The organism is Nonomuraea sp. NPDC003804 (assembly GCF_040610675.1).
GTDB lineage: Bacteria > Actinomycetota > Actinomycetes > Streptosporangiales > Streptosporangiaceae > Nonomuraea.
The window spans coordinates 17,930-41,622 of record NZ_JBEXMT010000038.1 but is presented as its reverse complement, the minus strand read 5'-3'; the positions used below and the strand labels follow the sequence as shown (position 1 = coordinate 41,622).

General features: G+C 71.4%; 26 protein-coding genes and 1 tRNA gene. 11 read left to right on the top strand and 16 right to left on the bottom strand.

The features are described from left to right. Positions 1 to 4 precede the first annotated feature (4 nt). The 3 genes from lipB to ABZX22_RS38235 are packed head-to-tail and all read right to left on the bottom strand — an operon-like array spanning position 5 to position 1,411. Complete coding sequence (lipB, locus tag ABZX22_RS38245) at positions 5 to 640, bottom strand: lipoyl(octanoyl) transferase LipB (protein ID WP_354919681.1); 636 nt, start codon at positions 638 to 640, stop codon at positions 5 to 7. 19 nt (positions 641 to 659) lie between these two features. Continuing rightward, positions 660 to 842 carry a PspC domain-containing protein gene (locus tag ABZX22_RS38240; RefSeq protein WP_354919678.1) on the bottom strand — a complete coding sequence of 61 codons (183 nt, stop codon included), beginning with the start codon at positions 840 to 842 and terminating at the stop codon, positions 660 to 662. Between the two features lie 59 nt (positions 843 to 901). Beyond that, a complete protein-coding gene (locus ABZX22_RS38235) occupies positions 902 to 1,411 on the bottom strand; it encodes an HAD domain-containing protein (protein WP_354919675.1) in 510 nt (169 codons plus the stop codon). A gap of 145 nt (positions 1,412 to 1,556) precedes the next feature. Here ABZX22_RS38235 and ABZX22_RS38230 point away from each other — a divergent pair, with 145 nt between their 5' ends. Continuing rightward, entirely contained in the window at positions 1,557 to 2,381 is an 825-nt protein-coding gene (locus ABZX22_RS38230) for an undecaprenyl-diphosphate phosphatase (protein WP_354919672.1), read from the top strand. 46 nt (positions 2,382 to 2,427) lie between these two features. On the opposite strand, the gene ABZX22_RS38225 is transcribed toward ABZX22_RS38230, so the two are convergent. Both ABZX22_RS38225 and ABZX22_RS38220 read right to left on the bottom strand, forming a co-directional pair. Further along, entirely contained in the window at positions 2,428 to 2,814 is a 387-nt protein-coding gene (locus ABZX22_RS38225) for a hypothetical protein (protein WP_354919669.1), read from the bottom strand. A gap of 47 nt (positions 2,815 to 2,861) precedes the next feature. Beyond that, a complete protein-coding gene (locus tag ABZX22_RS38220; RefSeq protein ID WP_354919666.1) occupies positions 2,862 to 3,995 on the bottom strand; it encodes an MFS transporter in 1,134 nt (377 codons plus the stop codon). Positions 3,996 to 4,060: 65 nt separating this feature from the next. Here ABZX22_RS38220 and ABZX22_RS38215 point away from each other — a divergent pair, with 65 nt between their 5' ends. The 5 genes from ABZX22_RS38215 to ABZX22_RS38195 all read left to right on the top strand — a co-directional run bounded on the left by ABZX22_RS38215 (position 4,061) and on the right by ABZX22_RS38195 (position 8,092). Further along, entirely contained in the window at positions 4,061 to 4,369 is a 309-nt protein-coding gene (locus tag ABZX22_RS38215; RefSeq protein WP_354919663.1) for a helix-turn-helix transcriptional regulator, read from the top strand. Then, entirely contained in the window at positions 4,369 to 6,831 is a 2,463-nt protein-coding gene (locus ABZX22_RS38210) for an ATP-dependent helicase C-terminal domain-containing protein (RefSeq protein WP_354919660.1), read from the top strand. The genes ABZX22_RS38215 and ABZX22_RS38210 overlap by 1 nt, the downstream gene beginning before the upstream one ends. A 75-nt stretch (positions 6,832 to 6,906) precedes the next feature. Beyond that, on the top strand, positions 6,907 to 7,167 hold the full coding sequence (locus ABZX22_RS38205; protein ID WP_354919657.1) for a hypothetical protein: 261 nt from the start codon (positions 6,907 to 6,909) through the stop codon (positions 7,165 to 7,167). A gap of 42 nt (positions 7,168 to 7,209) precedes the next feature. Further along, positions 7,210 to 7,479, top strand: a complete 270-nt coding sequence (locus ABZX22_RS38200; RefSeq protein ID WP_354919655.1) for a hypothetical protein — start codon at positions 7,210 to 7,212, stop codon at positions 7,477 to 7,479. Positions 7,480 to 7,534: 55 nt separating this feature from the next. Further along, positions 7,535 to 8,092: a MarR family transcriptional regulator gene (locus tag ABZX22_RS38195; protein ID WP_354919652.1), complete on the top strand. Its 558-nt coding sequence runs from the start codon at positions 7,535 to 7,537 to the stop codon at positions 8,090 to 8,092. Between the two features lie 170 nt (positions 8,093 to 8,262). Here the strand turns inward: ABZX22_RS38195 and ABZX22_RS38190 are convergent, their stop codons facing one another. Genes ABZX22_RS38190 through ABZX22_RS38170 form a run of 5 tightly spaced genes read right to left on the bottom strand, consistent with a single transcriptional unit; the run spans position 8,263 to position 12,744 of the window. Further along, positions 8,263 to 9,111, bottom strand: a complete 849-nt coding sequence (locus ABZX22_RS38190) for an aldehyde dehydrogenase family protein (RefSeq protein WP_354919649.1) — start codon at positions 9,109 to 9,111, stop codon at positions 8,263 to 8,265. Beyond that, entirely contained in the window at positions 9,108 to 9,284 is a 177-nt protein-coding gene (locus ABZX22_RS38185; RefSeq protein ID WP_354919646.1) for a hypothetical protein, read from the bottom strand. Before ABZX22_RS38185 ends, ABZX22_RS38190 begins: the two co-directional genes overlap by 4 nt. Continuing rightward, positions 9,274 to 10,695: an aldehyde dehydrogenase family protein gene (locus ABZX22_RS38180; RefSeq protein ID WP_354919643.1), complete on the bottom strand. Its 1,422-nt coding sequence runs from the start codon at positions 10,693 to 10,695 to the stop codon at positions 9,274 to 9,276. Before ABZX22_RS38180 ends, ABZX22_RS38185 begins: the two co-directional genes overlap by 11 nt. A gap of 5 nt (positions 10,696 to 10,700) precedes the next feature. After that, positions 10,701 to 11,642: a deoxyribose-phosphate aldolase gene (gene deoC / locus ABZX22_RS38175; RefSeq protein ID WP_354919640.1), complete on the bottom strand. Its 942-nt coding sequence runs from the start codon at positions 11,640 to 11,642 to the stop codon at positions 10,701 to 10,703. 52 nt (positions 11,643 to 11,694) lie between these two features. Further along, complete coding sequence (locus ABZX22_RS38170) at positions 11,695 to 12,744, bottom strand: hypothetical protein (protein ID WP_354919638.1); 1,050 nt, start codon at positions 12,742 to 12,744, stop codon at positions 11,695 to 11,697. A 153-nt stretch (positions 12,745 to 12,897) separates the two neighbouring features. Here ABZX22_RS38170 and ABZX22_RS38165 point away from each other — a divergent pair, with 153 nt between their 5' ends. Together ABZX22_RS38165 and ABZX22_RS38160 are read left to right on the top strand one after the other, a co-directional pair. Continuing rightward, positions 12,898 to 13,050 (top strand): hypothetical protein, encoded by a 153-nt coding sequence (locus tag ABZX22_RS38165; RefSeq protein ID WP_354919635.1) that lies wholly within the window; start codon positions 12,898 to 12,900, stop codon positions 13,048 to 13,050. Between the two features lie 90 nt (positions 13,051 to 13,140). After that, the gene (locus ABZX22_RS38160; RefSeq protein ID WP_354919632.1) at positions 13,141 to 16,005 is read left to right on the top strand and encodes an AAA family ATPase; all 2,865 of its coding nucleotides are present in this window, start codon (positions 13,141 to 13,143) and stop codon (positions 16,003 to 16,005) included. Positions 16,006 to 16,088: 83 nt separating this feature from the next. On the opposite strand, the gene ABZX22_RS38155 is transcribed toward ABZX22_RS38160, so the two are convergent. Continuing rightward, complete coding sequence (locus ABZX22_RS38155; protein WP_354919629.1) at positions 16,089 to 16,655, bottom strand: TMEM165/GDT1 family protein; 567 nt, start codon at positions 16,653 to 16,655, stop codon at positions 16,089 to 16,091. 186 nt (positions 16,656 to 16,841) lie between these two features. On the opposite strand from ABZX22_RS38155, the gene ABZX22_RS38150 reads away from it, so the two are divergent. Beyond that, the gene (locus ABZX22_RS38150; protein ID WP_354919626.1) at positions 16,842 to 17,213 is read left to right on the top strand and encodes an ester cyclase; all 372 of its coding nucleotides are present in this window, start codon (positions 16,842 to 16,844) and stop codon (positions 17,211 to 17,213) included. A 20-nt stretch (positions 17,214 to 17,233) separates the two neighbouring features. Here ABZX22_RS38150 and ABZX22_RS38145 read toward each other — a convergent pair whose 3' ends face one another. The 3 genes from ABZX22_RS38145 to ABZX22_RS38135 form a co-directional block, all read right to left on the bottom strand. Next, a complete protein-coding gene (locus ABZX22_RS38145) occupies positions 17,234 to 18,253 on the bottom strand; it encodes a UDP-N-acetylmuramate dehydrogenase (protein WP_354919624.1) in 1,020 nt (339 codons plus the stop codon). 11 nt (positions 18,254 to 18,264) lie between these two features. Continuing rightward, positions 18,265 to 19,368, bottom strand: a complete 1,104-nt coding sequence (locus tag ABZX22_RS38140) for a hypothetical protein (protein WP_354919621.1) — start codon at positions 19,366 to 19,368, stop codon at positions 18,265 to 18,267. A gap of 219 nt (positions 19,369 to 19,587) precedes the next feature. Then, a complete protein-coding gene (locus tag ABZX22_RS38135; RefSeq protein ID WP_354919618.1) occupies positions 19,588 to 21,414 on the bottom strand; it encodes a hypothetical protein in 1,827 nt (608 codons plus the stop codon). Positions 21,415 to 21,599: 185 nt separating this feature from the next. Here ABZX22_RS38135 and ABZX22_RS38130 point away from each other — a divergent pair, with 185 nt between their 5' ends. Next, positions 21,600 to 21,800 carry a hypothetical protein gene (locus ABZX22_RS38130; protein ID WP_354919615.1) on the top strand — a complete coding sequence of 67 codons (201 nt, stop codon included), beginning with the start codon at positions 21,600 to 21,602 and terminating at the stop codon, positions 21,798 to 21,800. Here the strand turns inward: ABZX22_RS38130 and ABZX22_RS38125 are convergent. Beyond that, a complete protein-coding gene (locus ABZX22_RS38125; protein ID WP_354919612.1) occupies positions 21,784 to 22,275 on the bottom strand; it encodes a YajQ family cyclic di-GMP-binding protein in 492 nt (163 codons plus the stop codon). The two genes, ABZX22_RS38130 and ABZX22_RS38125, sit on opposite strands and share 17 nt — an antisense overlap. 142 nt (positions 22,276 to 22,417) lie before the next feature. On the opposite strand from ABZX22_RS38125, the gene ABZX22_RS38120 reads away from it, so the two are divergent. Then, positions 22,418 to 22,499: transfer RNA gene (locus ABZX22_RS38120), tRNA-Tyr, on the top strand. A 416-nt stretch (positions 22,500 to 22,915) separates the two neighbouring features. Here ABZX22_RS38120 and ABZX22_RS38115 read toward each other — a convergent pair. Next, positions 22,916 to 23,693 (bottom strand): tetratricopeptide repeat protein (locus ABZX22_RS38115; RefSeq protein WP_354919610.1); only part of this gene is annotated, 778 nt, incomplete at its 5' end.

Below are 23,693 nucleotides of genomic sequence, written 5' to 3'. Positions count from 1 at the left end.
GCGCTCAGGAGGCGTCGAAGGCGCCCGCCACGGCGGTGCGGACCTGGGCCATGTCGGCGGAGCCCCGCTCGCGCAGGAGGGAGGTCATGTCGGCCTCGGGCATGCCGCACGGGACCGCCCACGTCCACGGCTCGAGGTCGCCGTCGACGTTGAGGGCGAAGCCGTGGCTGGTGACGCCGCGCGACTGGCGCATGCCGATGGAGACGATCTTGCGGCGGGTCTCGGTGGTCCAGACGCCGGTGAGCAGTTCGGAGCCGGGCGGGGTGTCGCGGCGTTCGGCCGACAGCCCCAGCTCGGCCAGGGCGGCGACCAGGCGCAGTTCGACCTCGCGCACGTAGTCGACGATCCCCTCGTCGTCGCCGAGCTTGACGATGAGGTAGCCGACCAGCTGGCCGGGCCCGTGGTAGGTGAGCTGGCCGCCCCTGCCCGTCTCCACCACGGGGATGCCCCGGGCGGGGTCGGGCAGGTGGTGCAGCGGGGTGCGCCTGCCGACGGTGAAGACCGGGGGGTGGCTGAGCAGCCACAGCGTGTCGGGACGCGCATCGCGCTGGCGTTCGTCGACCAGCTCCGCCATGCGTTCCATGGCCTTGTCGTAGTCGACGAGTTCGTCCTGGATGAGCGTCAGCGACCGTTCCCTCATGCTTCGAGCATAGGCGGGGTCAGTGGCGCTCAGGTCCGTTGGGCATGAGGATCCAGAGGATGACGTAGAGGACCCACAGCGGTCCGGGGATCAGGGAGAGCAGCAGCCACAGGATCCTGACGAGGGTGGGCGGCAGGCCCAGACGGTCGGCGATCCCGCCGCAGACGCCGGCGATGATGCGGTGTTCTCTCGAGCGGTGCATCGAGTCCTCCGTGTGGTGTCGTTTCACCTGTTCAACGGAGCTGCCCACGATCGACGTTCCTAGCCGCGACCCTGATTGAACCCTGACAGGGTCAGCCACCGCTCGGCCATGGCCAGATGTCGCAAGGTCAGGCCGTGGCGCGGGTCGATCGGCACGAGCAGGAAGTCGTCGACACCCTGATGCCTGCGGAGGTACTCCTCGTCGGCGTGCCACAGGTGGTCGTCGAACCAGACGAACGGCCTGCCCTGGACGTAGTCGGCGACGCAGGGGGTCTTGAACGACTCGCCCCGCTCGCTCGGCCGCCGATGCTCCATCGAGACGACCGGCAGCTGGGGCAGGCCGATCCTCGGGGCGATCCACTCGTTGGCGCTGTGCTCCCAGGTGGTCGCCCACACCAACTCGGCGCGGGTCCTGATGGCCAGCTCCATGAGCCTGGCGCCATGGCGGGCGTTGAGGTGGACGGTGTAGGAGTCTGCACCGATTGTGCAGGTATATCGCCTGAAGTCCGCATTGGGGCGGCCGAACGGGTTGAGCACGCCGTCGACGTCCACGAGCAGCAGGGGCCTCACCCGATTCACCCTAGGGCGCCCTTCATCGATCCGCACGTCCTGCGGGCCGACCCCGGCGCACCGGGCCCGTGACACGAGTTCGGCGATCACATGCCACACTCAGGAGTCGTTCGGCCTGCACGACTGTCTACGGAAGGTGTGTCTCGTGATCGGCTGGTTCGAAGCGGTGGTCCTCGGGCTGCTCCAGGGACTCACGGAATTCCTGCCGATCTCCTCGAGCGCGCACATCAGGGTCGTCTCGGCGTTCTTCGGATGGGAGGACCCGGGGGCGGCCTTCACCGCGGTCATCCAGCTCGGCACCGAGGCCGCCGTGCTCATCTACTTCCGCAAGGAACTCTGGGAGATCATCTCCACCTGGACGCGCTCGTTGTGGCGGCCCGAGCTGCGCCGGCTGTTCCCCGCGCGGATGGGCTGGTACGTCATCCTCGGCACGATCCCCATCGCCGTCCTGGGCGTGACGCTGAAGGACCAGATCGAGACCGTCTTCCGCGACCTGCGCCTGATCGGCACGACCCTGATCGTCTTCGGGATCATCCTGTGGTTCGCCGACCGCACCGCGCGCGCCAAGCTGACGCTGGAGAAGCACCTGTCGACCACCCACGCCCTGGTCTACGGCTTCGCGGAGGCGCTCGCGCTGATCCCCGGCGTGTCCAGGTCGGGCGGCACGATCACGGCGGGCCTGCTGCTCGACTACCGCAGGGAGGAGGCGGCCAAGTACTCCTTCCTGCTGGCCATCCCCGCGGTGCTGGCGTCGGGCCTGCTGGAGCTCTTCGAGATCGGTGGCGGGCAGGCACCCGACTGGGGGCCGACGATCCTGGCCACGCTCATCTCGTTCGTGGTGGGCTACGCGGCGGTGGCCTGGTTCCTGAAGTACATCAGCACCCACCGCTTCACCGGTTTCGTCATCTACCGGATCCTGCTGGGCCTCTTCGTCATCGCCGCCGTGTCACTCGGCTGGATCCCCGCCTGACCCCTCGGGGCCGGCCCGGCCGGTCACCCGCCCGGATCCACCCATCTCACTCGGCCGGGTCCTGACCCGGACCCGCCGGGCCCGCCCGCCGTTCCTCCAGACCGCCCAGCGGGATCCGGCTGGCCAGGCAGAAGACCACCGCGAACAGCGCCCACGCCGCGACGTACGCCACGGGCTCGGCCACCATCTGGCGGCCCTCGAAGTAGAGGACCAGGCCCGCGAGGGCGCCGGGGACGGCGCCCCACCAGCGTCGCCACCACACCTCGTGGACGACGACCTCGAAGGCCACCAGCGCGATCGGGCCGACCAGCAGCAGCTTGAGGTTGAGCCGCTCGGCCACGAAGTACTGGAGGGCGGCCACCGCCACGGCCGACAGGGTCGTCAGCAGCACGATCGTGCCGAACGGGGCGGGCTCGTCACGTGGATCGGTCACGATCACAGTCTGGCGAGCCGCCCCCGGCCCGCGCATCGGCCTTTGGTCTATGCCGCCACGGCCTGCCTGGCGGGGCGGTAGGTCGCCAGCGTGAACAGCAGCGTCAGCGCGCCCAGCGCGGTGGCCAGCACGACCACGCCGGTCCTGCCGTACCAGTCGAGGGCGACACCGCCCGCGATGCCCGCCACGAACAGCCCGAGGTACTGGCTGGAGGCCAGCAGGCCGAGCCCGACGGGCACGTTGTCCGGGACGGTGGCCACCGTCCTGAACTGCTGCGAGGGGCCGATCAGCCAGCCCAGCGCCCCCCACGCGAACGCCCACACCAGCGCCACTGCGAGGTTGAGGTTCGCCACGGGGATGAGGCCGAGCAGCACGGTCGCCCCCGCGATGCCGAGGAAGACCATCCTGCGCGGGCCGTAGGCGTCGGTCAGCCGGCCGCCGACCGCGTTCCCGACCACCCCGCCGATGCCCCACGCCCACAGCACGGCCGCCAGCGGCAGGTCGAGCAGCGAGCCGATGTAGGTGTAGGCGGTGAAGGCCGCCGCGAAGATCAGCAACTGTGTCAGCAGGACGGCCAGCACGCCCCTGTCGGCGAGCGGGGTGAAGCGGTCGCGGATCCTGGTCGAGGCGGGCATGCGCACGTCCGGCACGACCAGCGCGACGGCGGCGAAGCCGATCACGGCGAGCACCACCACCAGCCACACCGCCGCGCGCCAGCCGGCCGCGCCACCCATCCACGTCCCGAGCGGCACGCCGACCGCCGACGCCACCGTCAGGCCGCCCATCACCACCGACAGCGCGCGGCCCCGCCGTTCGGGCTCGGTCAACGCGGTCGCCACGGCGGAGGCCACGGGCGTCACCATGGCCGCCCCCGCGGCCGCGATCACCCGCGTGCCCAGCATGAGGCCGAACGTGGGCGCCAGTGCCGTCAACGCGTTGCCCGCCGCCAGCACGCCCAAGCCGATGAGCAGCACCCGCTTCTTGGACAACCGGGCGGTCAGCGCGGCCAGTATCGGCGACAGGATCGCGTACGCCAGCGCGAACACGGTCATGAGCTGGCCCGCCGCGGAGGGGGAGATGGCGAGGTCATGGCTGATGGGGAGCACGAGCCCGGCGGTGACGAACATGCCGGTGCCCACGGAGAAGTTCCCCAGGGCCAGGGCGTACAGCTTGTGGGTCATGGGGACCAAGCTCGCGTATAGTTGGATTGTTGTCAAACCTTCCAACGAAGCGGCAGGGTGACGGTATGCGCCTGCTACCTCAACCGGCGATCGAGGACATCCAGCTCACCGAGGTGCTGCACGCACTCGCCGACCCCGCGCGGCTCGAGGTCGTCGTCAAGCTGGCGACCGAGGTCGAGCTGACGTGCCGGGGCGTCGGCGAGGCGATCGGGCTGCACAAGTCGACGCTGTCCCACCACTACCGGGTCCTGCGCGACGCGGGAGTCGTCTCGACCCGGCAGGAGGGCCGGCAGAAGTTCATGACGCTGCGCAAGGGCGATCTCGACGACCGCTTCCCCGGCCTGCTCGACTCGGTCATCGGCGCGGCGGGCTGATGGCTCCGGCCGGTCACCCGCTGCCGATCCACGGCGCGCTGCCCGCGCTGCTGCGGGCGCTCGACGACTGCGGGCGCGCCGTCCTGACCGCGCCGCCGGGCACCGGCAAGACCACGGTCGTGCCGCTCGCGCTGGCGGAGGCGGGCATGAACGTGCTGGTCGCCGAGCCGCGCAGGCTCGCCGTACGGGCGGCGGCGCGCCGGATGGACGTCGCCTACACCATCCGCGGCGAGCACCGCGAGGGCCGCAGGCCCGGCGTCGAGGTCGTGACCACCGGCGTGCTGCTGCAGCGCCTCCAGCGCGACCAGGAACTTCCGGGCGTCGACGCCGTCATGATCGACGAGTGTCACGAACGCCACCTCGACGCCGACACCGCGCTGGCGTTCCTGCTCGACGTCCGCGAGGCGCTCCGGCCCGACCTGCGCCTGGTCGCCGCGTCCGCGACCGCCGACACCGGGCCGTGGTCACGGCTGCTCGGCGACGCGCCGGTGGTCTCCGCCTCCGGCGTCGCCCATCCCCTGGAGATCGTGTGGGCGCCGCCGCCACGGCCCGTCGCGCCCCCGCACGGGCTGCGCGTCGACCCGGCGCTGCTGGCGCACGTGGCCGACGTCGTACGGCGCGCGCTGGCCGAGCGCGAGGGGGACGTGCTGTGCTTCCTGCCGGGAGTCGGCGAGATCTCCCGGGTGGCCGCGATGCTCGGCACCGCCGTGGACGTCCTCCAGGTGCACGGCCAGGCCCCGGCCCACGTCCAGGACGCGGTGCTCAGGCCGTCGGCCACCCGGCGGGTCGTGCTGGCCACCGCGGTCGCGGAGTCCAGCCTGACGGTGCCCGGCGTCCGTGTGGTGGTGGACTCGGGGCTGGCCAGGGAGCCGCGCACCGACCACGCCCGCGGGCTCGGCTCGCTGACCACCGTCCACGTCTCCCGCGCCGCGGCCGACCAGCGGGCCGGCCGGGCGGGCAGGGAAGGCCCGGGAACCGCCTACCGGTGCTGGACCTCGGCCACCCACGCGAGGCTGGCCCCGCAGGCCCAGCCGGAGATCCTGCTGGCCGACCTGACGGAGTTCGCGTTGCAGGCGGCGTGCTGGGGCGCCCCCGACGCGGCCGGCCTCGCGCTGCTCGACCGGCCGCCCGCGGCGGCGATGTCGGTCGCCGTCCGCACCCTCCGCGCCCTCGGCGCGGTCGAACCGCTCGACGGGGCCGGCCTTCCGGGCGACGGCATCGCCGCGCCCCCGGCCGGCGACGCGCCGGGTGACGACGGTCCCGCCCTCCCCCACGCCGCCGGAGGGGATCCCGCGCGCGGGCGGATCCGGGTGACGGACAGGGGACGGCGGATGGCCATGGCGGGCCTGCACCCGCGCCTGGCCAGGGCCCTGCTCGACGCGGGCCCGCGCGCCGCGGGGGTGGTGGCGCTGCTGTCCGAGCAGCTCCCCAAGGACGCCGGCGACGACCTCGTGGACGTCTGGCGGAAGGCCGCCCGCGACCGCGACCCGCGCTGGCTGCGCGAGGTCAGGCGGCTCACCGGCGCCCGTATCGAGGGCCCCGACGACGAGGTCGCGGGCCTGGCGGTCGCCCTGGCCTTCCCCGAGCGGGTGGCCCGCAGAAGCGGCGGCGGCTTCCTCATGGCCTCGGGCACCAGGGCACAGCTGCCCGAGGGCTCCCGGCTCGGCACCGCCGAATGGCTGGCCATCGCCGTGGCCGACCGCCCCACCGGTGCCGCCTCCGCCAGGATCAGGCAGGCGGTCGTCATCGACGAGGTCCTCGCCCGGCGGGTCGTGCCGGTGACCGTCCAGGAGGAGGTCGCCTGGCGTCGCGGCGACGTCAGCGCCCGCGTCGTCGAACGGCTGGGCGCCATCGAGCTGTCGTCGGGCCCGTTGAAGGACGCCGACGTCCGGCCCGCCCTCCTACACGGCCTGCGCACGGACAACGTGCTCACCTGGACCAGGGAGGCCGTCGCCGTCCGGGACCGGATGGCCTTCTGCCGTCGCGCCGTCGGCGACCCGTGGCCGCCGATGGACGACCTGATCGGCCTCGCCGACCGGTGGCTCGAACCCGAGCTGTCCCGCGCCCGCCGCCGCGCCGACCTCGAACGCCTCGACGTGGCCGGCGCGCTGCGCCGGCTCGTCCCGTGGAACCGCCGCCTCGACGACGACGCGCCCTCGCACATCGAGGTGCCCAGCGGCTCGCGGATCCGCGTCGACTACTCGGGCGAGCAACCGGTGCTGGCGGTCAAACTGCAGGAGCTGTTCGGCTGGCAGGAGGCGCCCCGCGTGTCAGGGGTGCCGCTGCTGATCCACCTGCTGTCCCCCGCAGGGCGGCCCGCCGCCGTCACCTCCGACCTGGCCTCCTTCTGGCGGGACGGCTACCGCGCCGTCCGCGCCGAGCTGCGCGGACGCTACCCCCGGCACCCGTGGCCCGAGGACCCGCTCACCGCCCAGCCCACCCGCCGCGCCAAACCCCGCTAGCGCCCTGCCGCCGCCCGCGCGGGCGGGGCAGCCGGTTTTGCCGGTTCTTGCCCACGCCGCTGGCAGGCTGGCCTCATGACCGACGACGTGGCCATCGTCAAGGCGATGCTGGCGCGTTTCACCGCCAACGCCGCCGCCATGGCCTGGCCCGACCAGCCCCTCCGGCCCGGCGAGGAGACCACGGTCAGCATCATGGGCGAGTTCGGCGACAAGGACTTCGTCTTCCAGGTCGTCGTCCACCGCGGCGACGAGATCATCCGCCACATCGCCTACACCGGATGGGACGCCGCGGCTTTCCTGCTCCGCTGGTCGGACACGCCGATCGAAGAGCGGTGAGCCCCGCCCGCGCGTGCGTGTGCCCCGAAGGGAAGTGAGCGCATGGCCGAGTCCGAGAGAGGGCGACGGATGGCCGCCGCGAAGGTGTGGCGGGACCTGCTGTCCGACATGCAGGGAAGCCCGCAGCGCGTGACGGTCCACCTGCTCGGCGGCCAGTCGCTCAAGGGCGTCGTCGTCGAGTTCGACCGCGTCAACGAGGTCCTCGTCCTGGACGAGTACGCGCACGGCGCCGCTGTGACCCGGCACGACTCTCCCGTGCACACGATCGTGTTGTGGGCCATCCAGGCCGTCACGGTCCACAAGCATGACTGACCTGACACCCGGGACTGGCCAGATCTGGAAGTAGGTACTAATCTCCATTCTTACTATGAAGGACGTACATACTTACCAGTCCGACTCCGCCGGTTATCTCTACGACCCCCGCGTCAGAGCGGCGATGACCCAGTTCACCGACCACGAGGACGGCCTGCCGCCGCTGGAGGCGGCCGCGGCCGTCCGCACCGCCTATCACGCGGTCGAGCGCATGCGCGCCCACGGCTCCGAGGGAAGAGGGGTCAGCGCGGGCGCCCTCGACCTGCTCGTCCGGCTGAGCGCCGGCGACCGGGGGATCAGCATCGGCGACCTCGCCCGAGCCGCGGGCGTCAGTTCCCGCAACGTCACCGGCCTGGTCGACACGCTCGAACGCGACGGGCTGGTCCGCCGGGTCCCCGCCCCGGGAGACCGGCGCGCCGTCCTGGCCGAGATCACGCCTGCCGGGCGCGCCTGGGTCGAGGCGTTCCGCAGGCCGGCGCAGCTCGCCATGCGGGCGATGTTCGACGGGTTCACGCCCGAGGAACTGGTCGTCTTCCGTGACATGTGCCTGCGGCTGGCCGCCAACCAGCATCGCCTGGCCGACCACCTGGCCCAGAGCGGATCCCGGCCATGACCATGACCGCACAGGAGCGGACTCGCCGCGCCGTCCGCGGCTACCACGAAGCCCGCTTCCGCGGCGACGTGCCCGCGGCCGCGGCGCACCTGGGTGAGCCGTTCCGCTTCCACAGCCCCCGGCAGTCCGCCCGCCGAACCGCGTGGTCGGCGGGCGGGAACCGTCGCCGGTCAGACCCCCGCCGGGTGCCAGACCGTCTTGGTCTCCAGGAACGCGGTCATCCGGCCGATCCCCGGGTCCGCGCTCCAGTCCGCCGCCGCAGGCCGTATCACCCGCTTGAGGTTCTCCGCCGCGTCCTGCTCGCACCGTAGCGCCAGGTCGGCGTCCGCCACCCCGGTGAGGTCCAGCCCGTTGACGTCCATGTGCGCCGCCAGCCAGGGCGCGATCTCCGCCTGGTGCCCGGTGAGGATGTTGACCACCCCGCCGGGCAGGTCCGAGGTCGCCAGGACCTCGGCCAGCGTGATCGCGGCCAGCGGCGAGCTCTCCGACGCCACGACCACGCACGTGTTGCCGGTGACGATGACCGGCGCCACGACGGAGACGAGCCCGAGCAGCGGGTCGGCGGGCGCGATCACCGCGACCACGCCGGTCGGTTCGGGCGACGACAGGTTGAAGTACGGCCCCGCGACGGGATTGGCCGACCCGCGCACCGACGCGATCTTGTCCGACCAGCCCGCGTACCAGACGAGGCGGTCGATGGCGGCGTCCACCTGCTCGAGGGCGGCCTTCTTGCCCAGCCCGACGATCTCGTCGGCGAACTGGCCGCGGCGGCCCTCCAGCATCTCGGCGACGCGGTAGAGGATCTGCCCCCTGTTGTACGGCGTGGCCGCCGACCACCCAGGGAACGCCTTGCGCGCGGCCGACACGGCGTCGCGCGCGTCCTTGCGTGAGGCGCGGGAAGCGTTGGCCAGGAAGTCTCCCTTGGGGGACGCCACGACGTACGACCTTCCGCTCTCGGAACGCGGGAACGCCCCGCCGATGAACAGCTTGTAGGTCTTGCGGACGGTCAACCTGGTCATCGCTTCTCCTCCGCCGGCCGTACGGGAACGAAGATCTGGCCGCAGCGGCTGACCCCGCAGCGGTGGGCGAACCAGCCGGTCCGCACAGGGCGGCCCGCGCGGGCGTAGGCGTGACCGCGGGTGGCGTAGGCGCGCCGGGCCCGCCTGCGCCGCAGGCGATGATCACACGTCAAGGTAGGCCTCCAGCCCCGCGATGCCGCCTTCACGGCCGTAGCCCGATTCCTTGTAGCCGCCGAAGGGCGAGGTCGGGTCGAACTTGTTGAAGGTGTTGGCCCAGACGACTCCGGCGCGGAGCCGGTCGGCCATCCACAGGATGCGCGAGCCCTTCTCCGTCCACACGCCCGCGGACAGGCCGTAGGGGGTGTTGTTCGCCTTCTCGACCGCTTCGGCGGGGGTGCGGAAGGTCAGCACGGAAAGGACGGGGCCGAAGATCTCCTCCCGGGCGATGCGGTGCGACTGCGCCACGCCGGTGAAGATCGTGGGAGGGAACCAGAAGCCCTTGTCGGGCAGCGGGCACGCCGGCGACCAGCGCTCGGCACCCTCGGACTCCCCGGCCTGCGACAGTTCCCTGATCCTGGCCAGCTGCGCGGCGGAGTTGATCGCGCCGATGTCGGTGTTCTTGTCCAGCGGGTCGCCGAGACGGAGGGTGGACAGCCGCCGCTTGAGCGAGTCGAGCAGCTCGTCCTGCACCGACTCCTGCACCAGCAGGCGGGAGCCCGCGCAGCAGACGTGTCCCTGGTTGAAGAAGATGCCGTTGACGATGCCCTCGACCGCCTGGTCGATGGCGGCGTCGTCGAAAACGATGTTGGCGGCCTTGCCGCCGAGCTCGAGCGTGAGCTTCTTCGACGTGCCGGCCACCGTACGGGCGATGATCCTGCCGACCTCGGTGGAGCCGGTGAAGGCGACCTTGTTGACGTCGGGGTGCGCGACGACGGCGGCGCCGGTCTCGCCCGCGCCCGTGACGATGTTGACGACGCCCGGCGGCAGCTCGGCCTGCCGGCAGATCTCGGCGAACAGCAGCGCGGTCAGCGGCGTGGTCTCGGCGGGCTTGAGCACGACCGTGTTGCCGCAGGCCAGCGCGGGGGCGATCTTCCAGGCCAGCATCAGCAGCGGGAAGTTCCACGGGATGACCTGGCCGGCCACGCCCAGCGGCCGGTCGCCGAAGCCGGCGTAGGCGAGCTTGTCGGCCCAGCCGGCGTAGTAGAAGAAGTGCGCGGCGACGAGCGGCACGTCGACGTCCCGCGACTCGCGGATGGGCTTGCCGTTGTCCAGCGACTCCAGGACGGCCAGCTCGCGGGCCCGCTCCTGGATGATCCTGGCGATCCTGAACAGGTACTTGGCCCGCTCGGCGCCGGGCAGCGACGACCAGACGCCGAAGGCCTTGCGGGCGGCCTGCACGGCGCGGTCCACGTCGTCGGAGGTGGCGGTGGCGACCTCGGCCAGCGTCTCCTCGGTGGCCGGGTTGACCGTCTTGAACGTGGGCCCTGAGCCGTCCACGAACTCGCCGTTGATGAACAGCCCGTACGACGGCTGGATGTCGACGACGTCGCGCGACTCGGGTGCGGGGGCGTACTCGAACACCATCGTGATCAGTCCAGGGTGAAGTAGTCGGGACCGGCGTACCGGCCGGTGGCGAGCTTCTGCCGCTGCATCAGCAGGTCGTTCAGCAGCGAGGAGGCGCCGAGCCTGAACCAGTCGGGGGTGAGCCAGTCGTCGCCGGCGGTCTCGTTGACCAGCACGAGGTTCTTGATCGCGTCCTTGGTCGTGCGGATCCCGCCCGCGGGCTTCACGCCGACCTGGCGGCCCGTCCGGTCGCGGAAGTCGCGCACCGCCTCCAGCATGACCAGCGTCACCGGGAGCGTGGCCGCGGGGGCGACCTTGCCGGTGGAGGTCTTGATGAAGTCGGCCCCCGCGATCATGGCCAGCCACGAGGCGCGCCGTACGTTTTCGTAGGTCGCCAGCTCGCCCGTCTCCAGGATCACCTTCAGGTGGGCCTCGCCGCAGGCCGCCTTCACCGCGACGATCTCCTCGAACACCTTCAGGTAGCCGCCGGACAGGAACGCGCCCCTGTCGATCACCATGTCGATCTCGTCCGCGCCGGCGGCGACGGCCAGCGCGGTGTCGCTCACCTTGACCTCGAGCGAGGATCGGCCGCTGGGGAACGCGGTGGCCACCGAGGCCACCTTCACGCCCGACCCCCGCAGCGCCTCGACCGCCACCGGCACCAGGTCGGGGTAGACGCAGACGGCGGCCACCTGCGGCGCGCCCGCGCCCGGGTACATCGCCTTGGTGCACATCGCCCGGACCTTGCCGGCGGTGTCGGCGCCCTCCAGGGTGGTCAGATCGACCATCGAGATGGCCAGGTCGATGGCCTGGGCCTTGGCGGTCGTCTTGATGGAGCGGGTGGAGAGCATGGCAGCCCGCTGGTCCGCGCCCACCCGGTCGACACCGGGCAGGCCGTGCAGGAAGGCGCGCAGCGTGGCGTCCGAGGAGGCCACGTCCGCGAGCGAGGTAGTCACAGTTGACACCATCACAGCATCGCCGACCCGGACGGGTAGTTCCAAACCGGACCTGCCGGAATGTTCATTGATAGGTCAGCACCAATTGCCGTACCCCCGTGGGGGCGCTCTCCTCCACCGTCGCCCACATCCGCGTGGTGCCCGGCACGTTGGCCAGACCTCTGATCTCGGCGCGTGCCGTGCCCGGCGGGTTCACGACGATCTCCGTCCAGGCGCCGTCCACGAAGCGGACGAGCGCGTCGGGCCTGCCCGGCCGGGCCGCGGCCAGCCACAGCCCGCTGCCTCCGTCCGTGGCCACGCGGGTGTAGGCGGTGGCGGGCGCCCGGTGGCGGAGGAACCGCCACGCCCTGCCGTTCCAGCGCAGCAGCACCGCCTCGCGCGGCAGGCCGCCCACCGTGATCGCCCCCACCGCGTACCCCAGCCCCGGGTACGGCATGACGATGTCGTTGAGCTCCAGGTAGCCGCCCTCGGGCAGGTCGACGCGCGGGAGCGGCGTGCGCGCCCACTCCGTGCCGGTCCACCGCATGATCGAGGCGACACGCTCGCCCTCGTAGCCGAGCTTGTCCTCGCCGGGGCTGCTCAGCGCCCACACCCGCCGCGCAGCCGCGGCGAAGTCGCTGATCGGCAGCGGTGCGGGCACCGTCCGCCAGGCCGTACCCGTCCAGTGCCAGAGCTCGTCGGTCATGCCGTACGGGCCGAACCGCAGCCCGGCCGCCCAGCAGTCGTCGGCTCCGGTGGCGGCGGCCGCCGTCACGTGCGCGGACTCCACCGCGATCGGCAGGCTGGTCCACCTGCCCGCCGCGTGGCGGCGGACCTCGATGTGGTCGGGATGCTCCTCGAACCTCCAGCTCACCCCCGGCCCGGCCGGCGTCACCAGGTACGGCACGGGCTGGTCGGTCTCGTCCTGCCAGGCCGTGCCGTCCCAGCGCAGGACCGGCAGGCCCGCGCGTACCACCCAGGCGTCGTCGGGCCCGCCGGCGCCGACCTCGCCGAGACCGCCCCACATGTTCGCCTCAGCCGTGGCCGAGACACGCCACTCATGGTCCTGAGCTGCGACGGGAAAGCCCGCGACGAGCAACGCGCCCACCACCGCGGTGATCATCCATAGCCTCACGGCGCACCATCGTGGCCTGTCTAAGGCGATGCCCAGGCGTGTCCTAGGTAGTCCTAAGCCGATGGTTCGGCAGAGATAAGGCATCCGACCGATGTGACGGGGTGGGCCTTAGCCCGAATCTAAACATGTCGGCAAAGACAGGAGAAAGTAGCCATGAACCCCGAGATCGAATACCAGCTCATGCAGTCCCACGCCCAGGAGCTCCGCCAGGCCGCCGCGGCGCACCGCCGAGTACGCGAGGCCCAGCGGTCCGGTGAGTCCGAGCGTCGCCACCGCTCGGTCTTCGGCAAGCTCCGCAAGTCATGACCATGTCACGAGAGCCCGGCCGCATCCTCCCTCGCGGCCGGGCCTCTCAACCCCCCTAACCGGTAAGGGTCATATGTCATGCTTGAGGACGTGTTGGGGCGTTCCGTAAGTCCCGTCTTCGTAGGACGGGAAGCAGAGCTGTCAGTCCTGACCGAGTCCTTCGACGAAGCCCGCAAGGGCGCGGCCACCGCCGTGCTCCTGGGCGGGGAAGCGGGAGTCGGCAAGACCAGACTGGTGCAGAGCTTCGCCGAGCGCGCCGCGAACGACGGCGCGCAGGTTCTGTTCGGTGGCTGCGTCGAGCTGTCCACCGACGGGCTGGCCTACGCCCCTTTCACGGCCGCCCTCCGCCAGCTCGTCAGGGAGATGGGCACGGCCAGGATCGGCGCGCTGCTGCCCGACGGCGCGGAGCGCGACCTGGCCAGGCTGCTTCCCGAGTTCGGCGAGCCGTCCGCCGACGGCGATACCGACACCGGCCGGGCCAGGCTCTTCGAGCAGTTCCTCACCCTGCTCGAACGGCTCGCCGAGCCGCGGCCCGTCGTGCTGGTCATCGAGGACATCCACTGGGCCGACCGGTCCAGCCGCGACCTGATCGCCTTCCTCAGCCGCAACCTGCGCGAGTCGCAGCTGCTCATGGTCCTGACCTACCGCTCGGACGACCTGCACCGCCAGCATCCCCTCCGGCCGGTCCTGGCCGAGCTCGGGCGGGTCGCGGGCGTGATCCGGCTCGACCTGCCGCGCCTGTCGCGCGACGAGGTCGCCGAGCAGATGGCCGGGATCCTCGGCGCTCCCCCTCTGTACTCCCGCATCGAGACCGTCTACCAGCGCAGCCAGGGCATCCCGCTGTTCGTCGAGGCCCTGATGGACTGCGACGACGGCGCCGGGGAGGTGCCCGACTCCCTCACCGACCTCATCCTCGGCTCGGTCGAACGGCTGCCCGAGGAGACCCAGCGCGTCCTGCGCATCGCCGCCGCGGGCGGCATCCGCGTCGGCCACGCCCTGCTCTCGGCCGTCAGCGGGCTGTCGGACATCGACCTGGAGACGGCGCTGCGTCCCGCCATCGCGGGCAACGTGCTCCAGATCGCCGACAACCGGGCCTACGTCTTCCGGCACGCGCTCATCCGCGAGGCCGTACACGACGAGCTGCTGCCCGGCGAGCACCAGCGCCTGCACGGACGCTACGCCGAGGAGATCTCCCGCGACCGCGGCCTCGTGCCGCCCGGCAGGGCAGCCGTCGAGATCGCCCACCACTGGTACGGCGCGCGCAACGACCAGTGGGCGCTCATCTCGGCCTGGGAGGCGGCCCAGAAGTCGTTCCGCGCCTTCGCCTACACCGAGGCCATCCCCCTGCTCGAACGCGTCCTCATGCTGTGGGACAAGGTGCCGGGCGCCTGCGGCGACATCGGCGTGGACCACACCGCCGTGCTCGAACGCGCCTCCGAGGCCAGCCACGCCTGCGGCGACATCGACAAGGGCGTCAAGTTCGTCAAGGCCGCGCTCGACCAGCTCGACGAGCACGCCGAACCCGAGCGGGTGGCCGCGCTGCTGGTCCGCTGGGGCAACTTCCAGCTGGCCAAGGCCAAGCGCGGCGCGCAGGAGAAGTTCAGGCACGCGCTCAGCCTGGTGCCCGAGCCCGGTCCGGCCCGCGCCGACGTGCTGGTGAAGCTCAGCCGCCACCTCATGCTCAAGGGCGAGCTCGCCGAGGGCACCGCGCTCGCCGAGGAGGGCCTGGAGCTGGCCAGGACGCTCGGACTCCAGGTCATCGAAGCCGATCTGATCATGAACCTGGCCCTCGGGTACTCCCTCGACGGCGACATCGAGCGCACCTTCGAGAGCAACCGGCGGGCCATGCGCATCGGCGAGGAGGTGGGCTCCGGCCAGGTCATCCTGCGCGCGCTGGCCAACAACGTCGACGCGCTGAACGACCTCGGCCGCTCCGTCGAGGCCATCGAGCTGGCCCACGAGGGCGAGCTGCTGGCCAAGAAGTACGGCAGGATCAGGACCTCCGGCACCTTCATCCTCAACAACCTGGCCGAGTGCCTGGAGGCGCTGGGCCGGTGGGACGAGGCGGTCCAGGTCATCGAGTACGCGCTCACCCTCGGCCCCACCATCAGGGTCCGCCACCACGTCCTGCGCGCCCGCGCCGACATCGCGATGGCCCGCGGCGAGCTGGACCTGGTGGAGAGCATCCTGTCCGAACTCGGGGTGCTCACCGAGCGCCCCGAGACCTTCGTGCAGGACATCACCAACAGCACCCGCCTGCACATCGGCTGGCACCTGCTCAGGGGCGAACCCGACCACGCGCTCGCGGTCGCCGAACGGATGCTCAGCAGGCCCACCCAGGCGAGCAAGGCAGGGCTGGTCTGGCGGCTGCTGACCCTCATCGGCGCCGTCTGCGACGCCGCGGCACCCGCCGTGCCCGAGCGGGCCGCCGCCGTCCGCGCCATGGCCGCCGAGGTGGCCGCGTCGCTCGTGGTCATCGGCCCTGTCTCCGAGGCCTACCGCCTCACCTTCACCGGCGACTTCGACGCCGCCGCCGCCGCGTGGGAACGGCTCGACCGGCCCCACCCGCACGCCAAGTCACTCCTGCGGGCCGCCACGGCACTCGCCAAGACCGGCGACAAGGACGGCGCCGCCGCGCGGCTGCGCACCGCCTACCCCCTGGCCGGCGGCCTGTCCGCGGCGCCGCTGGTGATCGAGATCGAGAACCTGGCCCGCCGCCTCGGCGTCGGGCTCGTGGAGGAGAGCGGGCCCGCGCCCGACCTGCTGACGCCGCGCGAGCTGGAGGTGCTGCGGCTGGTCGCCCTCGGGCGGACCAACAGGGACATCGCGACGGAGCTGTTCATCTCGGCGAAGACGGTCAGCGTGCACGTGTCGAACATCCTCGGCAAGCTGGGCGTCTCGACCCGCGGTGAGGCGACGGCCGCGGCCCACCGCCTGGCCCTGTTAACCGTCTGAACCCGGGGCCGACGGCTCGGCCCCGGGATCGAGGGCTCGCCCCGGGATCGACGGCTCGGCCCCGGGATCGACGGCTCGGGCCGTCAGAGGAGCGGCTCCACCAGTAGCAGCACACCGAACAGGGCGAAGGCGGCGGCCGCGCCGTACCGGATGGCCTTCTCGGGCAGGTGCCGGCCGAGCAGCCGACCGACCACGATCGCCAGCGCGTCGGCGGCGACCATGCCGACGGTCGACCCGATCCACGTGCCGAGCCACCCGTGCTGCGTCGCCAGCGTGATCGTGGCCAGCATCGTCTTGTCGCCCAGCTCGCTCAGGAAGAACGCCACGGTCACCGCGATCAGCACGTGGCGCGTGGCGCGCTTGGCCTTCTGCGACTCCTCCTCGGTCAGCTCGTCGCCGCGGAGTGTCCAGAGCGCGAACCCGAGGAACGCGATGCCCGCGGCGATGGAAATGGCGGTGGTCGGCAGCGCGTCGCCGATCAGCCCGCCGACGGCGACGCTCACCAGGTGGACCACCGTCGTCGCGATCGTGATGCCCGCCAGCACGGGCCAGGGCTTGAATCGGGTGGCGAACGTCATCGCCATCAACTGGCTCTTGTCGCCCAGCTCGGCGACGAAGATCACCGCAAGGCTGATCCAGAAAGCTTCCACAGGTCCTCTTCCAAACGGCCGGACCGGAAGCGACTCAACGAGGGCAGCACACTTCGGCCCGGCAGAGTTGCCAGGCCGAAGGTCTCGTCCGCCTGTTACAGGCCCGCGCGACCGGGCAGATGCCAGCATGTCGATCGCGCGAATTGAGGACTACTCCCCTTCGGAATACGGAAACGAGCTTACCCGATGGACGAGCTTTACCGTCGCTGGCTGCTGGAGATGTGGAACGGCGACTTCGATCTCGCCGACGAGCTGGTCTCGCCCGACTTCGTGGGGCACTGGCCGGGCATGGACGTGCACGGCCCCGAGGGGCTGAAAGGCGCGCTGGCGCAGGGGTTCGAGCCGTTCGCGAACGTGGCGGTCACGCTGGACGTGGGGCCGATCGTCGACGGTGACACCGTGGCCGCCCGCTGGACGTTCACCGGCGACCACACGGGCGTCATCCCGGGCGTGGGCGTGACCAGGATCACCTTCAGCGGGCACGACATCCTCCGCGCGGAGAACGGCAGGTTCGTCGAGTACTGGGTGATCTCCGACACCCGCTGGATACACGGCTAGGACGGCGGGTCTCCCGGCGCTCAGAGCGCGCAGCCGACCATCACGGGTTCGTTGACGAGCGTGACGCCGAACTTCTCCCTCACCCCTTCCCGCACCTCCCGCGCCAGGGCGAGCAGGTCGGCGGTGGTGCCCTCGCCGTTGGGGTTGGTCAGCGCGAGGGTGTGCTTGGTGGAGATGCGGACGGGGCCGCGCGCGTAGCCCTTGGGGAACCCGGCCTGCTCGATCAGCCAGGCCGCGGACACCTTGACGGTGCCGCCGGGCATCTCCCACCGAGGGGTGCCGGCGCCGAGCGCGGCTGCCTGCTCGGCGGAGATGATCGGGTTGGTGAAGAACGAGCCCGCGCTGAGGGTGTCGGGGTCGGCGGGGTCGAGCACCATGCCCTTGCCCCTGCGCAGATCGAGGACGGCCGAGCGCACCTCGTCGAGCGGCGCCCGCTCGCCGACCCTGGTGACGAGTTCCCGATAGGTCAACGCGCCCGACAGTTCGGAAATGTCCAGCAAGAACGTCACAGCGAGCACCACGTACCGGCCGAGGTCCTGCTTGAACGCGCTCGTCCGGTAGGCGAAGCCGCACCGCCGCGCCTCGACGTCGCGCACCTCGCGCGTGCGCCGGTCATATACCCGCACGCAGCGCACCGTCTGCGACACTTCCTGCCCGTACGCGCCCACGTTCTGGATGGGTGTCGACCCGGCCTGACCAGGAATGCCCGACATGCACTCCAGGCCCGCCCAGCCCTCCGCCACCGCGCGGGCCACCAGCGGGTCCCAGTCCTCCCCGGCCTGCACCTCGACCGCCACCTGGTCGCCGTCGCGCGAGACGCTCACCCCGCGCGTGGCCACCTTGATCACCAGGCCGTCGAAGCCGTCGTCGGACACCACCAGGTTGCTGCCGCCGCCCAGCAGCAGCGTCGGTTCCTCCCGCCGGTCCGCGTCGGCCACCAGGGACACCAGCTCCTCCGCCGAGGTCGCCGCCGCGTAGGCCCGCGCGGGCCCGCCCAGCCGGAGTGTCGTGTACGGCGCAAGCAGCCTCTGGTCTCGCATAAGCCCCAAGCCTACGAGGAACGCAGCATGCGCAGCACCCTGTCGTAGGTCCGGCGCGATTCCCTGTCCCGGTAGTCGTGGGAAACGTCGTGGTAGGTGTGGTGGCGGCCCTGCCGTACCGGCAGCCTCTTGCCGGGGACGACCAGCGGGCCCTCCAGCGCGAGCGACAGCTCCAGGTCGGCGTTGCGGTAGTAGCGCGCCTGCTCGGGGAACGCGCCGAGCGCGGCGCCCCGCCGTACCGCCATGAGATACCCCAGCAGCCCCCGCACCCGGCCGGGACCCGCCTCGTGCCACTCCATGCCGCCCTCCGCGGGTTCGACCCCCTTCCAGCCCGCCGCCACGGCCCCGTCGTTGATCGCCGCGACCAGCGGCGTCAGCGCGTCGCCCTCCAGGACGGTCGAGGTCTCCATCAGGACGTGCACGTCGGAGGTGTCCAGCCGCATCAGCGTCATACGGCACGCGCCCCACTCGGCCGTGCCCCCTCGCCAGTGCGGCGTCTCGGCGACGTGCCACACGGTGAGGCGCTCGTGATGGCCCTCCGCGAGCTCGTGGAGCGCCGTGCCCGCGCCCTCCAGGTCGCCGAGGTCCAGCGCGAGGATCTTGGCGGTGGTGTGCTCGAGCAGCGCGCTCACGCACTCGCGAACGTCCTCCCCCCAGCCGTCCACCACCAGTCCCACACCGACCTTCACCTCATGGGTCTCGATCCGCTGCCGCTCCAGGTCGATGCCCGCCTCGTCGAGCCGGTTGACGGCCAGCGTGGAGTCCCAGATCTGCTGCGCGTGGACCATGGCGTCCGCCACCGGATGCGGCTCCCAGGTATGCGCGCCCTCGCTCTCCTCCTCGCCGGCGCCCCACTCGAGGGAATGATCGATCGGCGGCAGCCGGCCCTCCACGCGGTCGTCCGTCACCGCGCTGATGGGGATCGACCGCACCGACGGCCACACCTCGAACAGCGGCTTCTCCCTCAGCTCGAACCCCGCCGCCGTGTCGCGCACCAGCCAGCCGGCCTGCTCGATCTCACGCCTGAGCGCGTCGGCGGCCCCGTACTGCCGTTCCGCCCTGGCCTTGGCCCGCCGCTCGGCGAGCTCGACGACGTGTCGCGGCGCATCACTCATGCTCCACGCTTACCCACTGGATCCGGCGAAACGCCGTTTTCCGCCGGTGTCTCGATGTCAATCTCGGCAGGCACCGCCGTACCGTCGGGCGGGCGCGGTGCCAGCCGCCTGGCGAGGCGATCGGGCCGGTCATGCCGCCGCCCGGCGCGGGCGGGCGACCCGCCGCCGGGCGGACGGATGGCCTGGCCCAAACGTCGCGTCCTCCGTCCCCACCGCCTCTCACCGGCGCCCGCGGCCCTCGAACTCCTCGCCGGGTTCGGCCCGGAGCGCCATGGCTCTCCGGCGTTGGTCCGCGCGCAGGTCGTCCCGTACCAGGAGAAGGTCGCGCAGCATGGCCACAGGAGGGGTTCCCCGGTGTTCGTCCGCCCAGGTCAGGGCCAGGGCCGCGGCACGTCTCGCGTGACCCGTGCCCAGGTGCTCCTGGCGGAGCAGCGCGCCCAGCACCCGGTGGGCCGCATAGTTCGTGACGTGCTCGTCGAGCCATGCCAGGCCATGCCCGACCAGCGCGCTGACACTCTCCTGAGCGACGTCGGAGCGCGCCAGGTAGGCGGGGAGCAGCGAGCCGGCCGAAGGTTCCAGGCCGTGGACGGCGAGCCAGTCGTCCGCATACTGCCGTACGCGGACGGCCTGGTCGTGGGCGAGGTCGTCGCGGCTCAGCAGCGCCCGGACGACGTCGGGCGCGGCGGCCTCCCCGGCGTGCCCGCCCAGCCAGGCCAGCACCGCGCCGCAGATCTCGCGGAGCTGGTCAGCGGGCAGCGCGGAGCACCCCAGGCAGGAGATCAGCACGGTGCTCACCGAGGGCCGGCTCTGGTGGGCCCGCACCCAGCCCAGGGCGTGCCTGATGACCTGGTCGCGCTGCGCCGAGGTCAGCCCCGCGTGCCGCAGCAGGCTGTCGAGCAGGTAGGACGACCGGGGACGGAGCCCGTGCCGCTCCAGCCAGTCGAGCGCCTGGCGGATGGTGATCGCCTCGTCCTGCGGGGAGCGCTCCGGACGGCGGAGCAGCGGGGTCAGGACGAACGTCGCGGCGTACTCGCCGGCGTGGGCCTCCAGCCAGACGACCGCGTGCCGGATCGCCGCCGCAGATGTCCCGGCGGCGGACGGGCCGAGGAGATGCTGGAGCAGAACGGCGCTCCTCGCATCGGCCGGGTGCGCGTCCAGCCAGTCGAGCGCGAACCGCGTCACCGCGTCGTGCTCGTCCGCGAGAGGCCTGAGGAACCTGAAGACCGCTGTGCAGACCGTCACGGCTTCCGGCCTGCGGCTGTGCTCGCCGAGCCAGCGCAGGGAGAGGCTGATGAGCTGTGGCCTGTGGTCCTTGAGTTCGCGCGCGCCCAGCAGGCTCGCGATCGCGTCACCTGCCTCAGCGAGATGCGCGGCCGCCTCGATGCTGTCGAGCGCGAAGTCCGGCAGGGAGGCGGGTCCAGGTAGTTCCCAGTCGAAGCCGGGTTGCAGGCCGGGAAGGAGCCGGGTGTCCAGCGCCGCGCCCGCCACCCTGGCCAGCTGTCCCGGCGGAAGGTCGGCCCGCGCGAGCAGCCGCTGCAGCACGTAACGCGGGTCAGGACGTTCCACGCTCGGATTGCGCAACTGCCCTTTCCTGTTGAGGTCCTCGAGCCGGTCCACCATCAGCGACGACCACTCCAGAATCCGGTCGGTCAGGAGCCGTACCTGGTCCAGGCTGAGGTGGTCGAGCTCCGCCAGCGGCCGGAGAACGAAGGACGCCCGCTTCTTCGTCCCGTGTTCCCCCAGCCATGCGAAGGCGTACCGCGCCGACTCCTGCTGTTCCAGCGGGGTGAGCCCGGGATGGTCGACGCAATGCCGCAACACCTGCAACGCGCCGAAGACCGCATGGTGCCGGGCGAGCCAGCGCAGGGCGAGGCCCAGCAGCCGGCGCTCGTGCTCCGCGAAACGTTCCTGGTGGTCGAGGAGGACGGGGAGCACGTGGCGGCTCGTGAACTCCTCCGAGTACTCCTCCAGCCAGGTCAGCGCGAAGCCCAGAGCGCGCCGCACCACCACGTCGTCGATGTTCGGGGCGCGCAGCAGGCGGGACACCAGCGCACCGATGACGCCCCCGGCCTCGCTCCTGGCGTGGTTGGCCTCCAGCCAGGCGAACGCCTGCTCCTCGAGAGCCCATCCCGGCTCGTCCGGCTCGCTCTCCTGCCCGGGTCTCAGCCCGCCGACGCGGCTGAGCAGGACGGCACTACTTCGCGACCCTGCTGATCCACAAGGGCGCCTCGGTGAAAACCGTCCAACTCGCCCTCGGCCACTCGTCGCCGATGGGCACGCTCAGCACGTACGTCAGGGAGTGGCCCGAGGCACACGAGAAGACGCGCGCCCTCGTGGACAGCGTGCTCGATCGTGTGCCCCGGATGCGCCTCCCTGCGCTGGTCGCCCAGGTCAGCGCCGTGATCAACTCGCCTTTCAGCGGTAGTTCGTGAACTGCAGGGCGATGTCGAGGTCCTTGCCCTTGAGCAGCGCGATGACGTCCTGCAGCTCGTCCTTCTTCTTGGAACTGACCCTGAGCTCCTCGCCCTGGATCTGAGCCTTGACCCCCTTGGGACCCTCATCCCTGATGATCTTGGAGATCTTCTTGGCGTATTCCTGGTCGATGCCCTCCTTGAGGGCGACCAGCATCCGGTACTCCTTGCCGGACAGCTTCGGCTCATCGGCGTCGAGGATCTTCAGGGAGAGGCCACGCTTGATCACCTTCTCCTTGAAGACGTCGAGCGCGGCGTTGACCCGCTCCTCGCTGTTGGCCTTGAGCTCGATGTTGTTCTGCCCGGACCAGCTGATGGCTGCCCCAGTGCCCTTGAAGTCGAAGCGGTGTCCGATCTCCTTGACCGTCTGGTTCAGCGCGTTGTCGACCTCCTGGCGGTCGATCTTGCTGACGATGTCAAAGCTGCTGTCGGCCATCGGTGTGAGTGTCCTCTCTTCGTCCCTTCTGACCTTAGCGACCGCGAGGCGCCGGGGTGGGGACCGGGCGCGGGACAAACCGATGTCACGTGCGCCTCCAAAGTCCGCTATTCTTCTGTCTGTCGCCGCGAGCGGATGACACGGCAGGTTGCCCGAGTGGCCAATGGGAGCGGACTGTAAATCCGTCGGCTTAGCCTACCCAGGTTCGAACCCTGGACCTGCCACACCAGCGAGAAGAGGCTCGCCACCAGCGGAAACGCGGTGGCGAGCCTCTCTTGTTTGCTCCGGTGGTCTACGTCTTCTTACGGCTATCTCCGGCCAGTCACGGCAAATACGCGGCCACATTTTTCAACGCATGGTCGCCTCCGAGCGAACCGGGGAACAACGTGAGGCTGTCGTAGTAGTCCGGCCAGGACCGCGGCTGCCCGGCTCCTGGCCGGACAACTACGAGGGGCCGCAGGCCGGCTTCGAGGTGGCAGGCCGCAAGCGGCCGCGGGAGGCGGGGCGACGGACATCGGCTGACCTCCGGCCGGGATGTGATACAGAACTTTACGGAGTCGCCCTCCCGCCCGAGACCTCGCACCGCAAGTCCGCGATGAGCAGAGAAGCGGCTCTGTGACACGGAATATCTAATTCTGTGTCACAGATTGCTGGCGACATCGCGGTTGGCCCGGACCGTCTTGGTCGTCGGGTGGTCGCCGCTCAGCACCCGCTGGCAGTCGGCCAGCGTCTGCTCGTACAGCGGGATGGCGCGGCCCAGATCGCCCGCCACCCGGTAGGCGCCAGCGAGGTTGTTACGGGAAGCGAGGGTGTCGGGGTGGTCGCCGCCCAACACTCGTTCCCGCTCGGCTAGCGCCTGCTCGTACAGCGGGATGGCGCGACTCAGATCCCCCGCCGTCAGATAAGCGTAGGCGAGGTTGTTACGGGAAGCGAGGGTGGAGGGGTGGTCGCCGCCCAACACTCGTTCCCGCTCGGCCAGCGCCTGCTCGTACAGCGGGATGGCACGGCCCAGATCCCCCGCCGCCTCATAGGCGCCAGCGAGGTTGTTACGGGAGGCAAGGGTGGTGGGGTGGTCGCCGCCCAGCACCCGCTGGCAGTCGGCCAGCGTCTGCTCCAGCAGCGGGATGGCGCGACCCAGATCCCCCGCCGCCTCATAGGCGCCAGCGAGGTTGTTACGGGAAGCGAGGGTGTCGGGATGGTCACCGCCCAGCACCCGCTGGCAGTCGGCGAGCGTCTGCTCCAGCAGCGGGATGGCGCGACCCAGATCCCCCGCCGCCTCATAGGCGCCAGCGAGGTTGTTACGGGAGGCAAGGGTGGTGGGGTGGTCACCGCCCAGCACCCGCTGGCAGTCGGCGAGCGTCTGCTCCAGCAGCGGGATGGCGCGACCCAGATCCCCCGCCGCCTCATAGGCGCCAGCG

Coding starts and splice junctions, on each gene's coding strand:
- lipB (WP_354919681.1), bottom strand. CDS start 640: ATGAGGGAACGGTCGCTGACGCTCATCCAGGACGAACTCGTCGACTAC.
- ABZX22_RS38240 (WP_354919678.1), bottom strand. CDS start 842: ATGCACCGCTCGAGAGAACACCGCATCATCGCCGGCGTCTGCGGCGGG.
- ABZX22_RS38220 (WP_354919666.1), bottom strand. CDS start 3,995: ATGACCCACAAGCTGTACGCCCTGGCCCTGGGGAACTTCTCCGTGGGC.
- ABZX22_RS38215 (WP_354919663.1), top strand. CDS start 4,061: ATGCGCCTGCTACCTCAACCGGCGATCGAGGACATCCAGCTCACCGAG.
- ABZX22_RS38210 (WP_354919660.1), top strand. CDS start 4,369: ATGGCTCCGGCCGGTCACCCGCTGCCGATCCACGGCGCGCTGCCCGCG.
- ABZX22_RS38205 (WP_354919657.1), top strand. CDS start 6,907: ATGACCGACGACGTGGCCATCGTCAAGGCGATGCTGGCGCGTTTCACC.
- ABZX22_RS38200 (WP_354919655.1), top strand. CDS start 7,210: ATGGCCGAGTCCGAGAGAGGGCGACGGATGGCCGCCGCGAAGGTGTGG.
- ABZX22_RS38195 (WP_354919652.1), top strand. CDS start 7,535: ATGAAGGACGTACATACTTACCAGTCCGACTCCGCCGGTTATCTCTAC.
- ABZX22_RS38190 (WP_354919649.1), bottom strand. CDS start 9,111: ATGACCAGGTTGACCGTCCGCAAGACCTACAAGCTGTTCATCGGCGGG.
- ABZX22_RS38180 (WP_354919643.1), bottom strand. CDS start 10,695: ATGGTGTTCGAGTACGCCCCCGCACCCGAGTCGCGCGACGTCGTCGAC.
- deoC (WP_354919640.1), bottom strand. CDS start 11,642: ATGGTGTCAACTGTGACTACCTCGCTCGCGGACGTGGCCTCCTCGGAC.
- ABZX22_RS38165 (WP_354919635.1), top strand. CDS start 12,898: ATGAACCCCGAGATCGAATACCAGCTCATGCAGTCCCACGCCCAGGAG.
- ABZX22_RS38150 (WP_354919626.1), top strand. CDS start 16,842: ATGGACGAGCTTTACCGTCGCTGGCTGCTGGAGATGTGGAACGGCGAC.
- ABZX22_RS38145 (WP_354919624.1), bottom strand. CDS start 18,253: ATGCGAGACCAGAGGCTGCTTGCGCCGTACACGACACTCCGGCTGGGC.
- ABZX22_RS38140 (WP_354919621.1), bottom strand. CDS start 19,368: ATGAGTGATGCGCCGCGACACGTCGTCGAGCTCGCCGAGCGGCGGGCC.
- ABZX22_RS38125 (WP_354919612.1), bottom strand. CDS start 22,275: ATGGCCGACAGCAGCTTTGACATCGTCAGCAAGATCGACCGCCAGGAG.